Origin of the sequence: Arthrobacter sp. 131MFCol6.1, assembly GCF_000374925.1 — a bacterium.
Lineage (GTDB): Bacteria > Actinomycetota > Actinomycetes > Actinomycetales > Micrococcaceae > Arthrobacter.
The window spans coordinates 1-16,417 of sequence record NZ_KB895542.1; the positions used below are offsets into that span (position 1 = coordinate 1).

General features: G+C 66.5%; 15 protein-coding genes. 10 read left to right on the plus strand and 5 right to left on the minus strand.

Features of this window, described 5'->3' with window-relative positions:
- Positions 1 to 270: 270 nt before the first annotated feature.
- The gene (gene rarD, locus C566_RS0106655; RefSeq protein WP_442852619.1) at positions 271 to 1,305 is read right to left on the minus strand and encodes an EamA family transporter RarD; all 1,035 of its coding nucleotides are present in this window, start codon (positions 1,303 to 1,305) and stop codon (positions 271 to 273) included.
- A 121-nt stretch (positions 1,306 to 1,426) separates the two neighbouring features.
- Between rarD and C566_RS0106660 the strand changes: the two genes are divergently transcribed.
- The 7 genes from C566_RS0106660 (at position 1,427) to C566_RS0106690 (ending at position 10,103) form a co-directional block, all read left to right on the plus strand.
- Positions 1,427 to 2,872 carry an FAD-dependent oxidoreductase gene (locus tag C566_RS0106660; protein ID WP_018773557.1) on the plus strand — a complete coding sequence of 482 codons (1,446 nt, stop codon included), beginning with the start codon at positions 1,427 to 1,429 and terminating at the stop codon, positions 2,870 to 2,872.
- Between the two features lie 115 nt (positions 2,873 to 2,987).
- On the plus strand, positions 2,988 to 4,367 hold the full coding sequence (locus C566_RS0106665) for a GAF domain-containing protein (protein WP_018773558.1): 1,380 nt from the start codon (positions 2,988 to 2,990) through the stop codon (positions 4,365 to 4,367).
- Positions 4,368 to 4,511: 144 nt separating this feature from the next.
- Positions 4,512 to 6,035, plus strand: a complete 1,524-nt coding sequence (gene exaC, locus C566_RS0106670; protein WP_018773559.1) for an acetaldehyde dehydrogenase ExaC — start codon at positions 4,512 to 4,514, stop codon at positions 6,033 to 6,035.
- A gap of 163 nt (positions 6,036 to 6,198) precedes the next feature.
- Positions 6,199 to 7,209: an alcohol dehydrogenase AdhP gene (gene adhP / locus C566_RS0106675; RefSeq protein ID WP_018773560.1), complete on the plus strand. Its 1,011-nt coding sequence runs from the start codon at positions 6,199 to 6,201 to the stop codon at positions 7,207 to 7,209.
- A 15-nt stretch (positions 7,210 to 7,224) separates the two neighbouring features.
- The gene (locus tag C566_RS0106680; protein ID WP_018773561.1) at positions 7,225 to 7,635 is read left to right on the plus strand and encodes a DUF779 domain-containing protein; all 411 of its coding nucleotides are present in this window, start codon (positions 7,225 to 7,227) and stop codon (positions 7,633 to 7,635) included.
- Positions 7,636 to 7,809: 174 nt separating this feature from the next.
- Complete coding sequence (locus C566_RS0106685; protein ID WP_018773562.1) at positions 7,810 to 9,372, plus strand: amino acid permease; 1,563 nt, start codon at positions 7,810 to 7,812, stop codon at positions 9,370 to 9,372.
- A gap of 125 nt (positions 9,373 to 9,497) precedes the next feature.
- The gene (locus C566_RS0106690; RefSeq protein ID WP_026266455.1) at positions 9,498 to 10,103 is read left to right on the plus strand and encodes a TetR/AcrR family transcriptional regulator; all 606 of its coding nucleotides are present in this window, start codon (positions 9,498 to 9,500) and stop codon (positions 10,101 to 10,103) included.
- A gap of 8 nt (positions 10,104 to 10,111) precedes the next feature.
- On the opposite strand, the gene C566_RS0106695 is transcribed toward C566_RS0106690, so the two are convergent.
- The 3 genes from C566_RS0106695 to C566_RS0106705 form a co-directional block, all read right to left on the minus strand.
- Positions 10,112 to 10,777: a DUF2461 domain-containing protein gene (locus C566_RS0106695; protein WP_018773564.1), complete on the minus strand. Its 666-nt coding sequence runs from the start codon at positions 10,775 to 10,777 to the stop codon at positions 10,112 to 10,114.
- 232 nt (positions 10,778 to 11,009) lie between these two features.
- Positions 11,010 to 12,509: a catalase gene (locus tag C566_RS0106700; RefSeq protein WP_018773565.1), complete on the minus strand. Its 1,500-nt coding sequence runs from the start codon at positions 12,507 to 12,509 to the stop codon at positions 11,010 to 11,012.
- A gap of 22 nt (positions 12,510 to 12,531) precedes the next feature.
- On the minus strand, positions 12,532 to 12,999 hold the full coding sequence (locus C566_RS0106705; protein WP_018773566.1) for a Fur family transcriptional regulator: 468 nt from the start codon (positions 12,997 to 12,999) through the stop codon (positions 12,532 to 12,534).
- Positions 13,000 to 13,101: 102 nt separating this feature from the next.
- On the opposite strand from C566_RS0106705, the gene C566_RS0106710 reads away from it, so the two are divergent.
- The gene (locus C566_RS0106710; RefSeq protein ID WP_026266457.1) at positions 13,102 to 14,373 is read left to right on the plus strand and encodes an MFS transporter; all 1,272 of its coding nucleotides are present in this window, start codon (positions 13,102 to 13,104) and stop codon (positions 14,371 to 14,373) included.
- Between the two features lie 70 nt (positions 14,374 to 14,443).
- A complete protein-coding gene (htpX, locus tag C566_RS0106715) occupies positions 14,444 to 15,313 on the plus strand; it encodes a zinc metalloprotease HtpX (RefSeq protein WP_018773568.1) in 870 nt (289 codons plus the stop codon).
- 125 nt (positions 15,314 to 15,438) lie between these two features.
- Here the strand turns inward: htpX and C566_RS0106720 are convergent, their stop codons facing one another.
- Positions 15,439 to 15,930 carry a YajQ family cyclic di-GMP-binding protein gene (locus C566_RS0106720; RefSeq protein ID WP_018773569.1) on the minus strand — a complete coding sequence of 164 codons (492 nt, stop codon included), beginning with the start codon at positions 15,928 to 15,930 and terminating at the stop codon, positions 15,439 to 15,441.
- Positions 15,931 to 16,126: 196 nt separating this feature from the next.
- Here C566_RS0106720 and C566_RS0106725 point away from each other — a divergent pair, with 196 nt between their 5' ends.
- Positions 16,127 to 16,381 carry a hypothetical protein gene (locus C566_RS0106725; RefSeq protein WP_026266458.1) on the plus strand — a complete coding sequence of 85 codons (255 nt, stop codon included), beginning with the start codon at positions 16,127 to 16,129 and terminating at the stop codon, positions 16,379 to 16,381.
- Positions 16,382 to 16,417: the final 36 nt, after the last annotated feature.

Here is a 16,417-nt window from a genome sequence, read left to right on the forward strand (position 1 = left end):
CGGAGTGGTTCCTTGCAGCGCGTGGAGTAAACCCGCGATCCGCCTATGGGCAGCCGGCAACGGCCACGCCCGACATTGCTAGACCAGCGGTAGTCTCCAGCCGAACACCTCGTCCTGCGGTACTCAATCCGCGCATATCAGTCTGACCGCGCCGTCGCCTTTGACACGCTGACTACCCCGCCAGACCAACCGGCATCCCAAAAGGAAGCGGTCCCGGACAACCCAGTCCGGGACCGCTTCCCCACGCCCTTGACAGACGAACACCACATATCAGGCGGCGGCGCGGGCCCGTTTCCGGGTCACGGAGTTCTTCCGGGCCGTGTGCAGCATGTCCACGGTCAGTACCAGCAGCGCCAGCCAGACGACGCCGAAACCGGCCCAGCGGTCCGGTGTCATGGTTTCCTTGAACACCACGAGCGCCACAATGAACTGCAGGACGGGGGCGAAGTACTGCAGCAGGCCGATCGTCGTCATCGGCAGACGGCGCGCTGACGCGCCGAAGAACAGCAGCGGCACCGCGGTGATGACGCCTGATGCCACCAACAGCCAGAAATGTCCCGCACCGTGTGCGGCCAGAGTTGCCGCCCCGCTGACCGCGAGGAAGATCATGGTCGCGGCAGCTACGGGCGCCAGCACGATCGTCTCCACGGTGAGGCTCGTGATCGCCTCCGCCCGCGGGCCCACGCGCTTCTTGACGAATCCGTACAGGCCAAAGCTCAGCGCGAGCGTCAGCGCGATCCAGGGGAGCTTGCCGTAGGAGACCGTCAGCACCCCGACGGCCACGAAGCCGATGCCGACGGCGGCCCACTGGAGCGGCCGCAGCTTCTCCTTCAGGACGAAGACCCCCAGCAATACGGAGACCAGCGGGTTGATGAAGTAGCCCAGGGAGGCCTCGACGGCCTGGCCGGTGGTCACGCCGTAGGTATACGTCAGCCAGTTCACCGCGATCAGGGCAGCGGCGATGGACAGCGGCCCAATCACAGTGCGGTCCCGGAAAGCAGCAGCCAGAACCCGCCAGGACCGCGTGACGGTGATGAGCAGGACGCAGAACAGGAGCGACCAGACCACCCGGTTGGCGACGATCTCGACCGCGCCGGCCGGCTGCAGAACGTAGAAGTACAGGGGCAGCAGCCCCCAGAGCCCGTAGGCGCCGATACCAAACAGGATTCCCGCCGTCGTGTCCTTGTCCACCGGTGCCGGTCCGGCCGGCCGGACCGGCGCCGGCCCGGCTTCAACGGCTGGGCCGGGCGGCGCTGTCAGTGGGACGGGGGAGAAGGATCCTTCGGGCTTAGGCACAAGACCAATAACACCACCTGCGCGGCGCCTATTCCTGCCAATCGGAGCACGAGCGGGCGGGGCACATTTAGAATAGGGGCCTGTGCGCTGTATCTACTGGCGCTGTCCCTAAGACTCAGAAGGGCTCCCGGTGTCCAACTCGGCCGAATCCACATCCTCTCGTCCCCTCCGTGTCGCGATTGTCGGCGCCGGCCCGGCCGGCGTCTACGCCGCGGACATCCTGACGAAGTCCAATGAGGTCAAGGACGGCGACTTCCAGGTCAGCATCGACCTCTTCGAGGCATATCCGGCGCCCTACGGCCTCATCCGCTACGGGGTGGCTCCTGACCATCCGCGGATCAAGGGGATTGTCAACGCGCTCCACAAGGTCCTGGACCGCGGCGACATCCGGTTCCTCGGCAACGTCACTTATGGCCGGGACCTGACGCTGCATGACTTCCGTGCGTTCTACGACGCCGTCATCTTCTCCACCGGCGCCATCAAGGACGCGGACCTGGATATTCCCGGGATCGGCCTGGAGGGTTCCTTCGGCGGGGCTGACTTCGTCTCCTGGTACGACGGCCACCCGGACGTGCCGCGGGACTGGCCGCTGGAGGCCAAGGAGATTGCGGTGATCGGCAACGGCAACGTGGCCCTCGACGTGGCCCGCATGCTGGTCAAGCACGCCGATGAACTCCTGGTCACCGAAATCCCGGACAACGTCTACCGGGCGCTCAAGGATTCGCCGGTCACCGACGTCCACGTGTTTGGCCGCCGCGGCCCGGCCCAGGTGAAGTTCACGCCGCTGGAGCTGCGCGAACTCAGCCACGCCAAGGACGTGGACATCGTCCTGTATCCGGAGGACTTCGAATTCGACGAGGCCTCGGACGAGGCCATTCGCAGCAACAACCAGATCCGGACGATGGTCAACACCCTGACGAACTGGCTCGTCGAGGAGCACGCCGAGGCCGAGGAACCGTCCTCGCGCCGGCTGCACCTGCACTTCCTGCACAGTCCCGTGGAAATCTATGGAACAACAGATGACGCCGCGAACCCCGGCAAAGTCGCCGGCGTCAAGTTCGAACGCATGCAGCTGGACGGCACCGGGAACGTCAAGGGCACCGGTGAGTTCCTCGACTACCCGGTCCAGGCCGTCTACCGCGCGATCGGCTACCACGGGTCGCCGCTGGATGAGCTGGAATACGATGCCCGCCGCGGCGTCGTCCCGAATGAAGGCGGCCGCGTGCTCGACGCCGAGGGCAACGCCGTTCCCGGAATCTACGCGACGGGCTGGATCAAGCGCGGCCCCGTCGGGCTGATCGGCCACACCAAGGGCGACGCGCTGGAGACCATCGGCTTCCTGCTGGAGGACCGGCTGACGCTTCCGCCGGCGCAGAACCCGGACCCGCAGGCCATCATCGACCTGCTCCATGAGCGCGGCATCGAGTACACCACGTGGGAAGGGTGGATCAAGCTCGATGCCCACGAGCTCGCCCTCGGCGCCGAGTGGTCCGCGGCGGAGTCCGCCAACGGGATCGAACGGGAGCGCATCAAGGTGGTGCCGCGCGAGGACATGATCGAGATTTCCCGCGGATAGGCTGTGACCACCGGAAGCGGCAGGCCGGTGCGTATCCAAACGCCCCGCGCCGAACTAGACTGGGCCGGACGAGGCGGCCTCTGGCACGCCGTCGAGCCCGTCCGGTGGGAGTTCAATGAGGAAACTGGTCCATCCCGCAGCACTGTTCCCGCCGGCAGGCGGGGTCACCGCAGCGCTGCGCCAGCAGCATGCCAGCGCCGGGCACGAGGAACTCGACTCGCAGGGGCTCGTTTCCCCGGAAGACCTGCGCCTGCCCGGGCTTAGCAGCCTGATCCAGGAGTCGTGGCGGCGTTCGGCGCAGCTGCGCGCCAACCCGGACAACCCCGAGGCGCCGCTGGCCATGGACCGCGAGGAACTCGAGGAATACCGCCGCCAGCATCCGCTGGCCGCCATCATGCCCGTGATCCACAAGCTTCTGGTCCTGCCCAGCCACGACAGCGGAATGCTGGTAGCCGTTGGGGACGAAGTCGGCAGGCTGCTCTGGGTGGAAGGGGATGCCGCCCTGCAACGCCGGGCCGAGGGCATGATGTTCGTCCCGGGCGCCGACTGGTCCGAAGCGACAGTCGGCACCAGCGCCCCCGGCACCGCGCTGGCCCTGGGCCGGGGAATCCAGATCTCCGGCGCCGAGCACTTCAAGCGCTCCGTGCATCCGTGGAGCTGTACGGCCGTGCCGTTCCACGATCCTGATTCCGGTGCCCTGCTGGGAGTCGTGGACATCACCGGCACCGAGTCGGCCGTGGCCCCGCATACGTTGTCGCTCGTAGAGGCGACGGTCGCCGCGGCCCAGGCGCATCTGCGGGTGGAGCGGCTGCAGCTGGCTGCCGCGAGCCAGTCCGCGCCGTCCCGGCGGCGGAACTCGGGGCCGAAAACGGCCGGGGGCCCGGGCGCCAACAGCCTCTACCGCAACAGCCTCCAGCTGCTCGGCCGCGACCAGGCGCTGCTCAGCATCGACGGGCGCACCGTGGCCCTGTCCGCCCGGCACAGCGAGATCCTGGCCCTGCTCAGCACCCACCCCGCGGGGCTCAACGCCGAGGAGCTCTGCGCCCTCCTGTACCCCGGGGATGCCTCCACCATGACGCTGCGCGCGGAGATGGTGCGGCTGCGCAAGGTACTTCAGCAGCTCAACCCCGGCGCCGTCCCGCAATCACGCCCTTACCGGCTGCCGCTGGACCTGGTTCCCGACGCCGGCCAGGTGCTGGACTGCCTGCAGCGCGGCGCCCACCGGATAGCGCTGGAAATCTACCGCGGCGCCGTGCTGCCCCGCTCCGAGGCGCCCGGCATCGTGCAGCTGCGGGACAGGGTCTCCGCGCTGATGCGCGAGGCTCTGCTGACAGACGGCAGCGCCGAATCGCTGTTGAAGTACGCCGCTCTGCCCGAAGCAAAGGACGACGTCGACGTCCGCAGCGCCGCGTTGAAGCTGCTGGCGCCGCGCTCGCCCAAGCGCGCCGCCGTCGTCGCCGACCTGGAACGGCTGGACCGCGAGCTGAGCGCCTGACCGGCGCGGCCGCCGGAATGCACCGCCAGTGACCTGGCTCACTTCGGTTGCAACCTGACTGCAACCTTCGCGCGCCTACGCTGGGTGCAACGGGGGCCGGAAGCGCCTTGCTACCCCCCATCTTGCACAGCAAAGGAGCTAGCAATGACTGTTTACGCCCAGCCCGGAACCGAGGGCTCGAAGGTCACCTTCAAGGACCGCTACGAAAACTGGATCGGCGGCGAATGGGTTGCCCCGGTCAAGGGCCAGTACTTCGAGAACATCACCCCCGTGACCGGCAAGGCCTTCTGCGAGGTGGCGCGCGGCACCGCCGAGGACATCGAACTGGCGCTGGACGCCGCCCACAAGGTCGCGCCGTCCTGGGGCAAGACCTCCGTGGCCGAGCGCGCCGCGATCCTGAACAAGATTGCCGACCGGATCGATGAGAACCTCGAGATGCTCGCCGTCGCCGAATCCTGGGACAACGGCAAGCCGATCCGCGAAACCCTCAACGCCGACATTCCGCTCGCCGCTGACCACTTCCGCTACTTCGCGTCCGCCGTCCGCGCGCAGGAAGGCCGGCTGTCCCAGCTCGACGACGACACCACCGCCTACCACTACCACGAGCCCCTCGGCGTCGTCGGTCAGATCATCCCCTGGAACTTCCCCATCCTGATGGCCGTCTGGAAGCTCGCCCCGGCGCTCGCCGCCGGCAACGCCGTCGTCCTAAAGCCCGCCGAGCAGACCCCGTCCTCGATCCTGGTGCTGATGGAGCTCATCGGCGACCTGCTGCCGGCCGGTGTCCTCAATGTGGTCAACGGCTTCGGCGTCGAGGCCGGCAAGCCGCTGGCCTCCAGCCCCCGCATCCGCAAGATCGCGTTCACCGGTGAAACCTCCACGGGCCGCCTGATCAGCCAGTACGCCAGCCAGAACCTGATTCCGGTCACGCTGGAGCTCGGCGGCAAGAGCCCGAACATCTTCTTCAACGACGTCGCGGACTCCAATGACGCGTTCTACGACAAGGCCCAGGAGGGCTTCACGCTCTTTGCCTTCAACCAGGGTGAAGTCTGCACCTGCCCCTCCCGAGCCCTCGTCCAGGAAGACATCTACGATTCCTTCATGGCCGACGCCGTGGCGCGGGTGGAGAAAATCATCCAGGGCAATCCGCTGGACACCGAAACCCAGCTTGGTGCCCAGGCCTCCAACGACCAGTTGGAAAAGATCCTCTCCTACATCGACATTGGCAAGCAGGAGGGCGCCAAGGTGCTCACCGGCGGCGCCCGGGCCGAAATGCCCGGAGACCTGGCCGGCGGCTACTACGTCCAGCCGACCATCTTCGAGGGCCACAACAAGATGCGGATCTTCCAGGAGGAAATCTTCGGACCGGTGGTGTCCGTGACCCGTTTCAGCGACTACAACGACGCCATGGGCATCGCCAACGACACCCTGTACGGCCTCGGCGCCGGCGTCTGGTCCCGCAATGGCAACGTTGCCTACCGCGCAGGCCGCGAGATCCAGGCCGGCCGCGTGTGGGTCAACAACTACCACGCCTACCCGGCGGGGGCCGCGTTCGGCGGGTACAAGTCCTCCGGCATCGGCCGCGAGAACCACTCGATGATGCTGGACCACTACCAGCAGACCAAGAACCTCCTGGTCAGCTACAACGAGAACAAGCTCGGCTTCTTCTAAGCCGCACTGACCCGGGCGGGGCGGATCGTGCATGATCCGCCCCGCCCGCACCACTTGTGCACCTACACGGAGGGACGCCGGCTCACTGCACATGCCCTTAAGCCACACCCAAGTTTGATGACGCAAGGATTTCGCTATGACGACGACAACGACGACGACGACAATGCAAGCCGCGGTAGTTACCGAATTCGGCAAGGACCTCCAGATCCAGACCCTCCCCGTTCCCGTGCCGGGCCGCGGCGAGGCACTGGTCAAGGTCCTCACCACCGGGGTCTGCCACACCGACCTGCACGCCGCGGAGGGAGACTGGCCGGTCAAGCCCTCACCGCCGTTCATTCCCGGCCACGAAGGCGTCGGCGAGGTCCTTGCCCTCGGCGAGGGCGTCACGGATCTGGCCGTCGGCGATTTGGTCGGCAACGCGTGGCTCTGGTCGGCCTGCGGCGACTGCCAGTACTGCCGGACCGGCTGGGAAACCCTGTGCGAGGCGCAGCAGAACGCCGGCTACAGCGTCGACGGTTCCTTCGGCGAGTACATGCTGGTCGACAGCCGCTTCGCGGCCAGGATCCCGGCCGGCTCGGACCCCGTCGAGGTCGCACCTGTGCTCTGCGCCGGCGTGACGGTCTACAAGGGCCTGAAAATGACCGAGGCCCGGCCCGGCCAGTGGGTCACCATCTCCGGGATCGGCGGACTCGGCCATATCGCTGTCCAGTACGCCGTCGCCATGGGGCTGCGGGTCGCGGCGGTGGACATCGCCGATGACAAGCTCGCCCTGGCCAAGAAACACGGCGCCGAGCTGACCGTCAACGCCCTGCACGAGGACCCGGCCGAAGTCATCCAGCGCGAAACCGGAGGTTGCCATGGAGTCCTGGTCACGGCAGTGCACCCGTCAGCATTCGGCCAGGCGATCGGGATGGCCCGGCGCGGCGGAACGATCGTATTCAATGGGCTGCCGCCGGGGGACTTCCCGGCGCCGATCTTCGAGATTGTGCTCAAGGGCCTGACCGTCCGCGGCTCCATCGTCGGAACCCGGCAGGACCTGGAGGAAGCACTCGACTTCTACGCCCAGGGAAAGATCCACCCCACGGTATCCACGAGGGAACTCTCCGAAGTGAACGCCGTCCTCGACGAGATGAAGCACGCCAAGATCGACGGCCGTGTGGTCATCAAGTACTGACAAGGAAGGACGCTGATGCCTGACACCAAGCTCCATGCGGCAGTGACCCGCCCGGGCGAGGATTTCTCCCGGGTGGCGCTCACCCCGGAAGCGGTGGAGCTGCTGCGCAAGCTCTGGCTCCAGCACGGACCGCTGATGTTCCATCAGTCCGGCGGCTGCTGCGACGGTTCCTCGCCCATGTGTTATCCGGCGGGGGAGTTCATCACCGGGGACTCGGACGTGCAGCTGGGCCTGTTCGACATCTCCGACGGCCTGCAGCCGCAGCCGATCGACTTCTGGATGTCCAAGGAACAATTCAACTACTGGAGCCACACGCACCTGACCGTCGACGTCGTTCCCGGCCGGGGGAGCGGGTTCTCGGTGGAAGCGCCGGAAGGCAAGCGGTTCCTGATCCGCTCGACGCTGATGGAAAACTGGCCGGTCTAGGCGGTCCGGATGCTCTGATACGGAGCAGCTGCGCGCAAGCGGGCCGTGCAGGGGAAACCCGCACGGCCCGCTTTTGCGTCTCACTATGTGGGATAAAAATGGCCGTCCAGTGGATGGACACTACAATGGATAGGTCTGTTTCCAAACCAGTTATCGAGATTGCGGACTTTTCTAATGAACCTTTTCCGGACCAAATCCATCGAGCAGTCCATGTCCGACGCCGATGAACCCGGACGCAAGCTGAAGCGCTCGCTAAGCACGTGGGACCTCATGATCATGGGGGTCGCGGTAGCCGTGGGCGCCGGGATCTTCTCGGTCGGTGCCAAGGCCGCCGCGAACTTCGCCGGGCCCGCCGTCACCATCTCCTTCGCGATTGCTGCCGTCACCTGCGCGCTCGCCATCATGTGCTACGCCGAGTTCGCCACGGCCATCCCGGTGGCAGGCTCCGCCTACGTCTTCACGTACGCGACCATGGGTGAGATCCTGGCGTGGATCATCGGCTGGAACCTGATCCTCGAACTCTTCACGGCCGGCGCCGTGATCGCGAAGTACTGGGGCATCTACCTCAGCAAAGTCTTTGCGCTCATGGGCGTGGACATCCCGCCGTCGATTTCCCTGGGCGGCGTGGACCTCTACTGGGGCGCCTTCCTGATTGTTGCCATCTTCACCGTGCTGCTGGTCCTGGGGACCAAGCTTTCCGCCCGTGTCGGCAACATCTTCACGCTCATCAAAATCGCAGTGGTCCTCTTCGTGATCGTCGTCGGCTTCACGTACGTGAAGTTCGAGAACTACGCCCCGTTCGTCCCGGCCTCCGAGCCGACCGGGGGCACCGGAACCGCGGATGTCCTCAAGCAGTCCTTCTTCGGCTTCCTGACCGGCGCGGCCCCGGCCCAGTACGGAACCCTCGGGATCTTCGCCGGCGCCGCCCTGGTCTTCTTCGCCTTCATCGGCTTCGACGTCGTCGCCACCTCGGCCGAAGAGGTCAAGAACCCGCAGAAGACGCTGCCCCGCGGCATCTTCGGCGGCCTGGCAATCGTCACCGTGCTGTACATCCTGGTGTCCCTGGCCCTGACCGGCATGGTGTCCTACACCCAGCTCGCCGAGGCCAAGAACCCGACGCTCACCACCGCCTTCGAGGCCGTCGGCAACACCGACGCCGCCAAGGTCATCGCCTTCGGCTCCCTCGTGGGCCTTACCACCGTGATCATGGTGCTCCTCATGGGCCTCTCCCGCGTGGTCCTCGCGATGAGCCGCGACGGGCTGCTGCCGCGCTCCCTGTCCAAGACCAGCACCATTCGTGCGACGCCGGCCCGCCTGCAGATCATCTGCGGTGCCGGAGTGGCACTCGTCGCCGGCCTGACCAACGTGGACCTGCTCGAGGAAATGATCAACATCGGGACCCTGTCCGCCTTCGTCATGGTGAGCCTCGGCATCCTGGTGCTGCGCAAGAAGCGCCCGGACCTGAAGCCGGCCTTCCGTGTCCCGTTCGGCAAGGTGCTCCCGATCGTCTCCGCCGTCCTGTGCCTGTACCTCATGACGAACCTGGCCGTGGAAACCTGGATCTTCTTCGCCATCTGGCTCGTGATCGGTATTGCGATCTACTTCGCCTACGGCCAGCGCCACTCCCGGCTGAACGAAAAGTTCGCGGAGGCCCGCGCCTCGGTGAACGGCCCGGGCGCGGCAAGCGCTGCCGGAGTGTCCGCGGAGGACGACGAGGACGCGCTCACCCGCGCCTGACTCCTGAACGAGCGGCCCCGCCACATCGAAGTCGCCGGAGCAGTGCGGATTCGCTGGAAATTTCCGGCGTAGTCGCACGGCTCCGGCGACTTCGGCGTTCGGGCGGCGCTCCCTAAGATGGACACATGGCCCGCCCAGCAAGACCGGAACGCAAATCAGAGTTGCTGTCGGCAATTCTCGATTACCTCATGGACAAGACCCTGGCGGAGCTGACCTTTCGGAGCCTTGCCGACGGGCTGGGCGTCAGCAGCTACGTCCTGGTGTACCACTTCGGGCACCGCGAACAGCTGATCAACGAGATCATCCGCGGCATCGAATCCCGGCTCGACAGCATCCGCGCCACCGACGTCAGGGACATCGACCGGGACGCGTGGCGGGCCTTCCTGCTTGACTCCTGGCAGTGGACCATGGCGCAGCGCAACCGGCACCTGGCCCGGCTTGAATTTGAGGCCACGGCGCAGGACATTGTGGCGGCGGTGCCGCGCGGCACTGCGCAGGAGCACTTCCGGATGCTGCACGAGAAGGCCCGGGACTGGCTGGTCATCCAGGGCATCCAGCCGGAATTTGCAGACACGGACGCCCGCCTGTTCACGGCCGCGTTCTACGGGCTGCAGTTCGATTTCGTCGTCAACAACCAGCCCGAGGAAGCCAGCAAGGCCTTTGAGCTGATGATGCTGGTCTTCTTCAACAACCTCGACAGGCGCCTCGCCACCGACGGCCAGCACATCTGAGCTGAACCTCAGGGAGCGGCGTAGCGGCCCTCCCATTCCACGAGGGGACGCAGTTCCTCCCAGCGCCGGGCTATTTCCTCGACCGCCCCGGGCCCGGCAAGCCAGCCGGGCTGGCCCACGTTGACCCCGGCCGTGAGGGATTTGTGCTTGAGCAGCCCGGCCCTCGGATGGTCCTTGTCGAAGCCCCGCGGCACCGTCTTCAGCCGTTCGCCCTCCACCGCGAACCCTGCCGCCTCGACGTTCCGCACGATCGCCTGCAGGGCATCGCCGCTGTCGGGATCGTCCACGGCCAGGCGAAAGCGTGCCAGCTGGGCCGGAGTGTGGGTGTGGCAGCCGCCGCCGATCAGGAGGCCGTCGGCGCTGAGCTGGATATAGAAGCCCACGCCCTCGTCCACCGCAGCGAAGGCCCCCTGCGCGGTCTTATAGGGTGACTTGTCGGGCGAGAACCGGACATCCCGGTTGGGGCGAAAGAGCTTGGCCGGGCCGAATCGTGGCTCCAACTCGGCCAGCAGCTGGGTCAGTGGCCCCTTCACCGCGGCATCGTAGACAGGCTTGTGTTCCAGCCACCAGTCCCGGTTGTTGTTCTGTTCAAGATCGGCGTAGAACCGGAAGGCGTCACTTGGAATGCCTGCGAATGGAATGCCTGCGGATGGAATGCCTGCGGATGCGGTCATGCCCAAATCCTACGGAGCCGCGGCGCACGGTGGCGAGGGGCACGAGCACCCATGTGGATAACGGCAAAACGCCCCGCCACGGAAATCCGTGGCGGGGCGTCCTGTTGGCTCCAACGGTCACTGACGGCCGGTCACTGAAGGCCGGTCACCGAAAGCCGGTCACTGAAGGCCGGTCACTGGCCGCCAAAGCGGCCGTCAAGGCCGGCCAGTCAGGCAACCTTCGACGCAACGATCAGACCTTGTTGGCGGCCTCGGCGTCGGACTCAACCTGGCCGGCACCGAGGTTGGCGCGCAGCTTGGCGCCGAATTCGGCGTCGACGTTGGTCCAGTACTGGATGGCGCGTTCCTTGATGTCGGCGTTCTTGACGCCGCTGACGGCGCCGGTGACGGTCTCCAGCAGGCGGGCCTTCTCGCCGTCGTTGTACACCTCGCGGTACAGCGTGCCGGCCTGGCCGAAGTCGCCGTCCTCGGCGTGCAGGGAGTGCGCGGAGAGCGTGAGCTCGCCGTCGTTCTCCCAGCCGCCGCCTGCAACGCCGGGCTCAACGGCAGCCGGGCCGCCCACGGAGTTCGGTGCGTACACGGGAACTGACGGGGCGTTGAAGTGGTAACGCCCGGCGCCGTCCTGGCTGTAGTTGTTGACCTGGCTCTTGGGCAGGTTCACCGGGAGCTGGGCGTGGTTGGTGCCGACGCGGTAGCGGTGCGCGTCCGCGTAGGAGAAGATGCGGGCCTGCAGCATCTTGTCCGGGGAGGCGGCGATGCCGGGCACGAAGTTCGACGGCGCGAAGGTGGCCTGCTCGATCTGCGCGAAGTAGTTCTCCGGGTTCTTGTTCAGCTCCATGGTGCCGACCTTGATCAGCGGGTAGTCCGCGTGCGGCCACACCTTGGTGAGGTCGAAGGGGTTGAAGCGGTACGTCTTGGCGTCCTCGTACGGCATGACCTGGACGTGGAGGTCCCAGGAGGGGAAGTTGCCGGCGGCAATGTTTTCCTGGAGGTCGCGGATGTAGAAGTCGCCGTCGGCGCCGGCGAGGGCCTCGGCCTCGTCACCGGTCATGGACTTGACGCCCTGGTTGGACTTGAAGTGGTACTTGACCCAGAACCGCTCGCCCTCGGCGTTGATCCACTGGTAGGTGTGCGAGCCGTAGCCCTGCATTTCACGCCAGGAGGCCGGCAGGCCACGGTCACCCATGAGCCAGGTGACCTGGTGGGCGGACTCGGGGGAGAGGGTCCAGAAGTCCCACTGCATGTCGGCGTCGCGCAGGTGGCTGCCGGGGAGGCGCTTCTGGGAGTGGATGAAGTCCGGGAACTTGATGCCGTCGCGGATGAAGAACACCGGAGTGTTGTTGCCGACGAGGTCATAGTTGCCCTCGGTGGTGTAGAACTTCACGGCGAAACCGCGGGGGTCGCGCCACGTGTCGGGGGAGCCTGCCTCGCCGGCAACGGAGGAGAAACGGATGAGCATGTCCGTCTCAACACCGGGCTGGAACAGTGCGGCCTTGGTGTACTTCGAGACGTCCTCTGTGGTCTTGAAGGTACCGAAGGCGCCACCGCCCTTGGCGTGCACGACGCGCTCCGGGACGCGCTCGCGGTTGAACTGCGCGAGCTTCTCGATCAGGTAGTGATCGGTCAGGATGATCGCGCCGTCGGCGCCGACGGACTTGGAGTGGGCGTCGGAAGTGACGGGAGCCCCGGACTGTGTCGTGGACACGGCGGGCGCAGAGATGATCTCAGTCATAGTTCTCCTTGGGTTGGGTTTCTTAGTTTCGTTCGGAGGGAAGCTGTTGGGTGCGCTGGCAGTCCTGGCAGATGCCCTGGTACAGCACGTCCGCGATCTGGATGGTCATGGGCTTGGCGTCCGGGTTCCAGTGCGGGGTCAGGCAGGGCGCGTGGCCGACGGCGCATTCGACGTCCTCCACCCGGCCGCAGCTGATGCACACGGCATGGTGGTGGTTGTCCCCGACCCGTGTCTCGTACAGCGCGGGCGAGTGCGGGGGCTCAAAACGGCGCAACATGTGCAGATCGGTGAGATCACCGAGGACCACATAGACCGACTGGGCGGTCAGGTCCGGCAATTCCTGCCGGGCGGCGGCAAGGATTGCCTCCGCCGGCGAATGCGGGTGATGTTCGACGGCGGCCAGCACGGCCAGGCGCTGCTTGGTCACCCGGCGGCCGTGGGCACGCAGGGCGGCTGCCCATGCGTCGTGGGTGCCCGAGGAATCCGTCATACCCTCATTCAAGCACTTATTATGACTGCCTCACAATAAGGCGGGGCTAATAATGTCCGGCCGTGTCACAAGGTACTCCCGGTTCGCCACTAGAGTTGCCCGGTGGGGACATTGTTGGCGGACATTGCGCCGTTGCGTGAAAGTCCGGCCTTCCGCCGTCTGTGGCTGGGGTCCGCCGTCTCCGCCCTGGGCAGCCAGCTGACCCTGGTGGCGGTCAGCCTGGAGGTCTACCGGCTGACCCAGGACAGCCTCTACGTGGGGCTGCTGAGCCTCTTCGCCCTGGTGCCGCTGGTCTTTGGAGGCCTCCTGGGCGGTTCGATCGCCGACGCCCACGACCGCCGCACGGTAGCCCTCCTGGCCTCGTCCGTCCTCTGGCTGACCACCGCCGCGCTGGCCCTTCAGGCATGGCTGCAGCTGGGCAACGTGTGGCTGCTCTATGCGCTCGTGGCGGTGCAGAGCGGTGCCCAGGCCATCAACCAGCCGGCCCGCAGCGCCATCATCCCGGTGCTGGTGCGCAAGGAGTTGCTGCCGGCGGCGAATGCCCTGAGCATGATGATTTTCGGGCTGACCATGACCGCCGGCCCGCTGCTGGCCGGCGTGCTCGTGGCGTCGGTCGGGTTCGGCTGGACGTACACGATCGACGTCGTCAGCTTTGCGTTTGCGTTCTGGGCTCTCCTGAAACTGCCTTCCATGCCGCCGGGCGAGCACGCCAGACCGGCCGGGCTGCGTTCCGTGGTGGAGGGTTTCCGTTTCCTGGGCACCCGGCCCAACCTCCGCATGACGTTCGTGATCGACCTCGTGGCCATGGTCTTTGCCCAGCCCCGGGCGCTCCTGCCGGCCATCGGCGCGTTGATGATCGGCGGCGGTGAGGCCACGGTGGGGATCCTGTTGGCCTCGATGGCCGTGGGGGCGTTCCTGGCCGGCCTGTTCTCGGGGCCGCTGGGCGGCGTCCGCCGGCAGGGCGCCGCGGTGGTGTGGTCCGTGATGGGCTGGGGCGGCTCGGTGGCGGCCTTCGGCCTGGTGGTGGTCCTGGCCGGTCATTCCGGCGACGACGGCGTGGGTGTGTGGCTTTTGCCGGCCGCCCTGTGCTGCGCGCTGGCCGGCATCGCGGATTCCGTGAGCGCCGTCTTCCGGACCACCATCCTGCAGGCCTCCACCCCGGACCACCTGCGCGGGCGGCTGCAGGGCGTCTTTGTGGTGGTGGTTGCCGGCGGACCCCGGATCGGGGACATGCTGGCAGGCGGCGCGACTAAACTTTTGAACGAGGGCTGGGTCCTGCTGCTCGGCGGCATGTTGTGCATAGCCGTGGCCTGGACATTGGCCCGCCAGCAGTGCGGATTCCTGCGGTACGACGCGCGGAACCCGGTACCGTAGCGGTTCGTTTTCCTTGGTAGGTCAGTGAAATACAGGGCATCAGCTTGCAGTACACGGATCAGGAGGACCAGTGCACAAGCATCACAACGGACTGAAGACCGCGGCGCTGTTCGGCGTGCTGTGGGCGGTCCTGCTGGGCCTGGGGGCGTTCATCGCCGCGGGGACCCGCAGTGCCGCGCCGATCTGGATCATGGCCCTGATCGGCGTCGCCACCACGGCCTACGGGTACTGGAACAGCGACAAGCTCGCCATCCGTGCCATGCAGGCCTACCCCGTCACGGAGGCCGAGGCGCCCCAGCTGTACCAGATCGTCCGCGAGCTGTCCGGCCGGGCCAATCAGCCGATGCCGCGCATCTACGTCTCGCCCACCATGGCGCCGAATGCCTTCGCCACCGGCCGGAACCCGCAGAACGCGGCCGTCTGCTGCACCGAAGGCATCATGCGGCTGCTGGATGCCCGCGAACTGCGCGGCGTCCTCGGCCATGAACTGATGCACGTCTACAACCGGGACATCCTGACGGCGTCGGTGGCCGCCGCCGTCGCCGGCGTCATCACCTCGGTGGCGCAGATGATGCTGCTGTTCGGCGGCGGGGACCGCCGCAACGCGAACCCCTTCGCCGCCATCGCCATGGCACTGCTGGCCCCGTTCGCCGCGTCCCTGATCCAGATGGCCATCTCGCGTACACGGGAGTACGACGCCGACGAGGACGGCTCGTCGCTGACCGGAGATCCGCTGGCGCTCGCCTCCGCCCTGCGCAAGATCGAGCAGGGCGTGCAGCTGGCCCCGCTGCCGCAGGATCAGCGGCTGGTCAACGCCTCGCACATGATGATCGCCAATCCGTTCAAAGGCGGAGGCGTGGCCAAGATGTTCTCCACCCACCCGCCGATGGCCGAACGGATCGGGCGGCTGGAGCGGATGGCCGGCCGGCAGCTCCACTGAAGCTGGCTGCGGGTCTGGCGATGCGCGAATAATTCCGTGACACGCAAAAGGGCTGGCGACACCGGAATACCGGTGTCGCCAGCCCTTTTGCGCGTCGTGCGGAACTTTGCGCCGCGGACGGGCAGCTAGCTGCGGAAGTTCACGAACTGCAGGTCGGCCTCGTCGAAGCCCTTCAGCAGGTTCATGGTCTCCTGCAGGTCATCGCGGGACTTCGACGTCACGCGGAGCTCGTCGCCCTGGATCTGTGACTTGACGGACTTGGGGGCCTCGTCCCGGATCAGCTTGTTGATCTTCTTCGCGAGGTCCTGGGCGATGCCCTCCTTGATGGAGGCCTCGAGCCGGAATTCCTTACCGGAGGCGTAGGGCTCGCCGGTGTCGAGGGATTTGAGCGAAATGCCGCGTCGGATGAGCTTGGACTGCAGCACATCGAGCACTGCGAGCACGCGTTCCTCGGAGTTGGCCTTCATCAGGATCTTCTCGCCGCTGAAATCGACCTCGGCGCCGACGCCCTTGAAGTCGTAGCGCTGGGCAATTTCCTTCTGCGCCTGGTTCAGCGCGTTGGCGACTTCCTGCTTGTCTACCTTGCTGACGACGTCGAACGTGGATTCGCCTGCCATGACTTTCCTCCTGATGGTTGCCGGGTGCCTGCGTGGGGCCGGGATGTCTGCATTCCAGACTAGTACGGATGCCCCCGAAGTGGCGGCCGGGCTTGCGTCCCGGGTTTCACAGTCCGCTCATGGCTCAATCACGGCGGGAACGAAGCCGGGCTGGCCAGAGTTGCAAGAGTTGGAACCGCTGCTGAAAGGCAAGAACATGCACCAAAAGGCCGTCCGCTACGTAAACCGCACCACCGCCGCCGCTGCCAGCACCCTGGCCGCGACGGCGAGCTCCGTTGCCGCCGCCGCGCTGGCGGCGTCCATCATCCTGAGCCCGGCTGCCGACGCATCAGTCCGCATGGACGGGGTCCACACGGACCTGGCCCGTGCCGTCCAGCTGAACCAGGTCACCGCCGAGCAGGCGGCCCGATTCGAGGCAAGGCTGGCGGGGCGGATTCTCGGCGAGGCCTGAAATTCCGCGGATTTTGGCCCATTTTTGGCCCTTTTT

Bases quoted from the DNA above. Each gene is read 5' to 3' on its own strand.
- C566_RS0106665 (WP_018773558.1), top strand. From the start codon at position 2,988: ATGAGGAAACTGGTCCATCCCGCAGCACTGTTCCCGCCGGCAGGCGGG.
- exaC (WP_018773559.1), top strand. From the start codon at position 4,512: ATGACTGTTTACGCCCAGCCCGGAACCGAGGGCTCGAAGGTCACCTTC.
- adhP (WP_018773560.1), top strand. From the start codon at position 6,199: ATGCAAGCCGCGGTAGTTACCGAATTCGGCAAGGACCTCCAGATCCAG.
- C566_RS0106680 (WP_018773561.1), top strand. From the start codon at position 7,225: ATGCCTGACACCAAGCTCCATGCGGCAGTGACCCGCCCGGGCGAGGAT.
- C566_RS0106685 (WP_018773562.1), top strand. From the start codon at position 7,810: ATGAACCTTTTCCGGACCAAATCCATCGAGCAGTCCATGTCCGACGCC.
- C566_RS0106690 (WP_026266455.1), top strand. From the start codon at position 9,498: ATGGCCCGCCCAGCAAGACCGGAACGCAAATCAGAGTTGCTGTCGGCA.
- C566_RS0106695 (WP_018773564.1), bottom strand. From the start codon at position 10,777: ATGACCGCATCCGCAGGCATTCCATCCGCAGGCATTCCATTCGCAGGC.
- C566_RS0106700 (WP_018773565.1), bottom strand. From the start codon at position 12,509: ATGACTGAGATCATCTCTGCGCCCGCCGTGTCCACGACACAGTCCGGG.
- C566_RS0106705 (WP_018773566.1), bottom strand. From the start codon at position 12,999: ATGACGGATTCCTCGGGCACCCACGACGCATGGGCAGCCGCCCTGCGT.
- C566_RS0106720 (WP_018773569.1), bottom strand. From the start codon at position 15,930: ATGGCAGGCGAATCCACGTTCGACGTCGTCAGCAAGGTAGACAAGCAG.
- C566_RS0106725 (WP_026266458.1), top strand. From the start codon at position 16,127: ATGCACCAAAAGGCCGTCCGCTACGTAAACCGCACCACCGCCGCCGCT.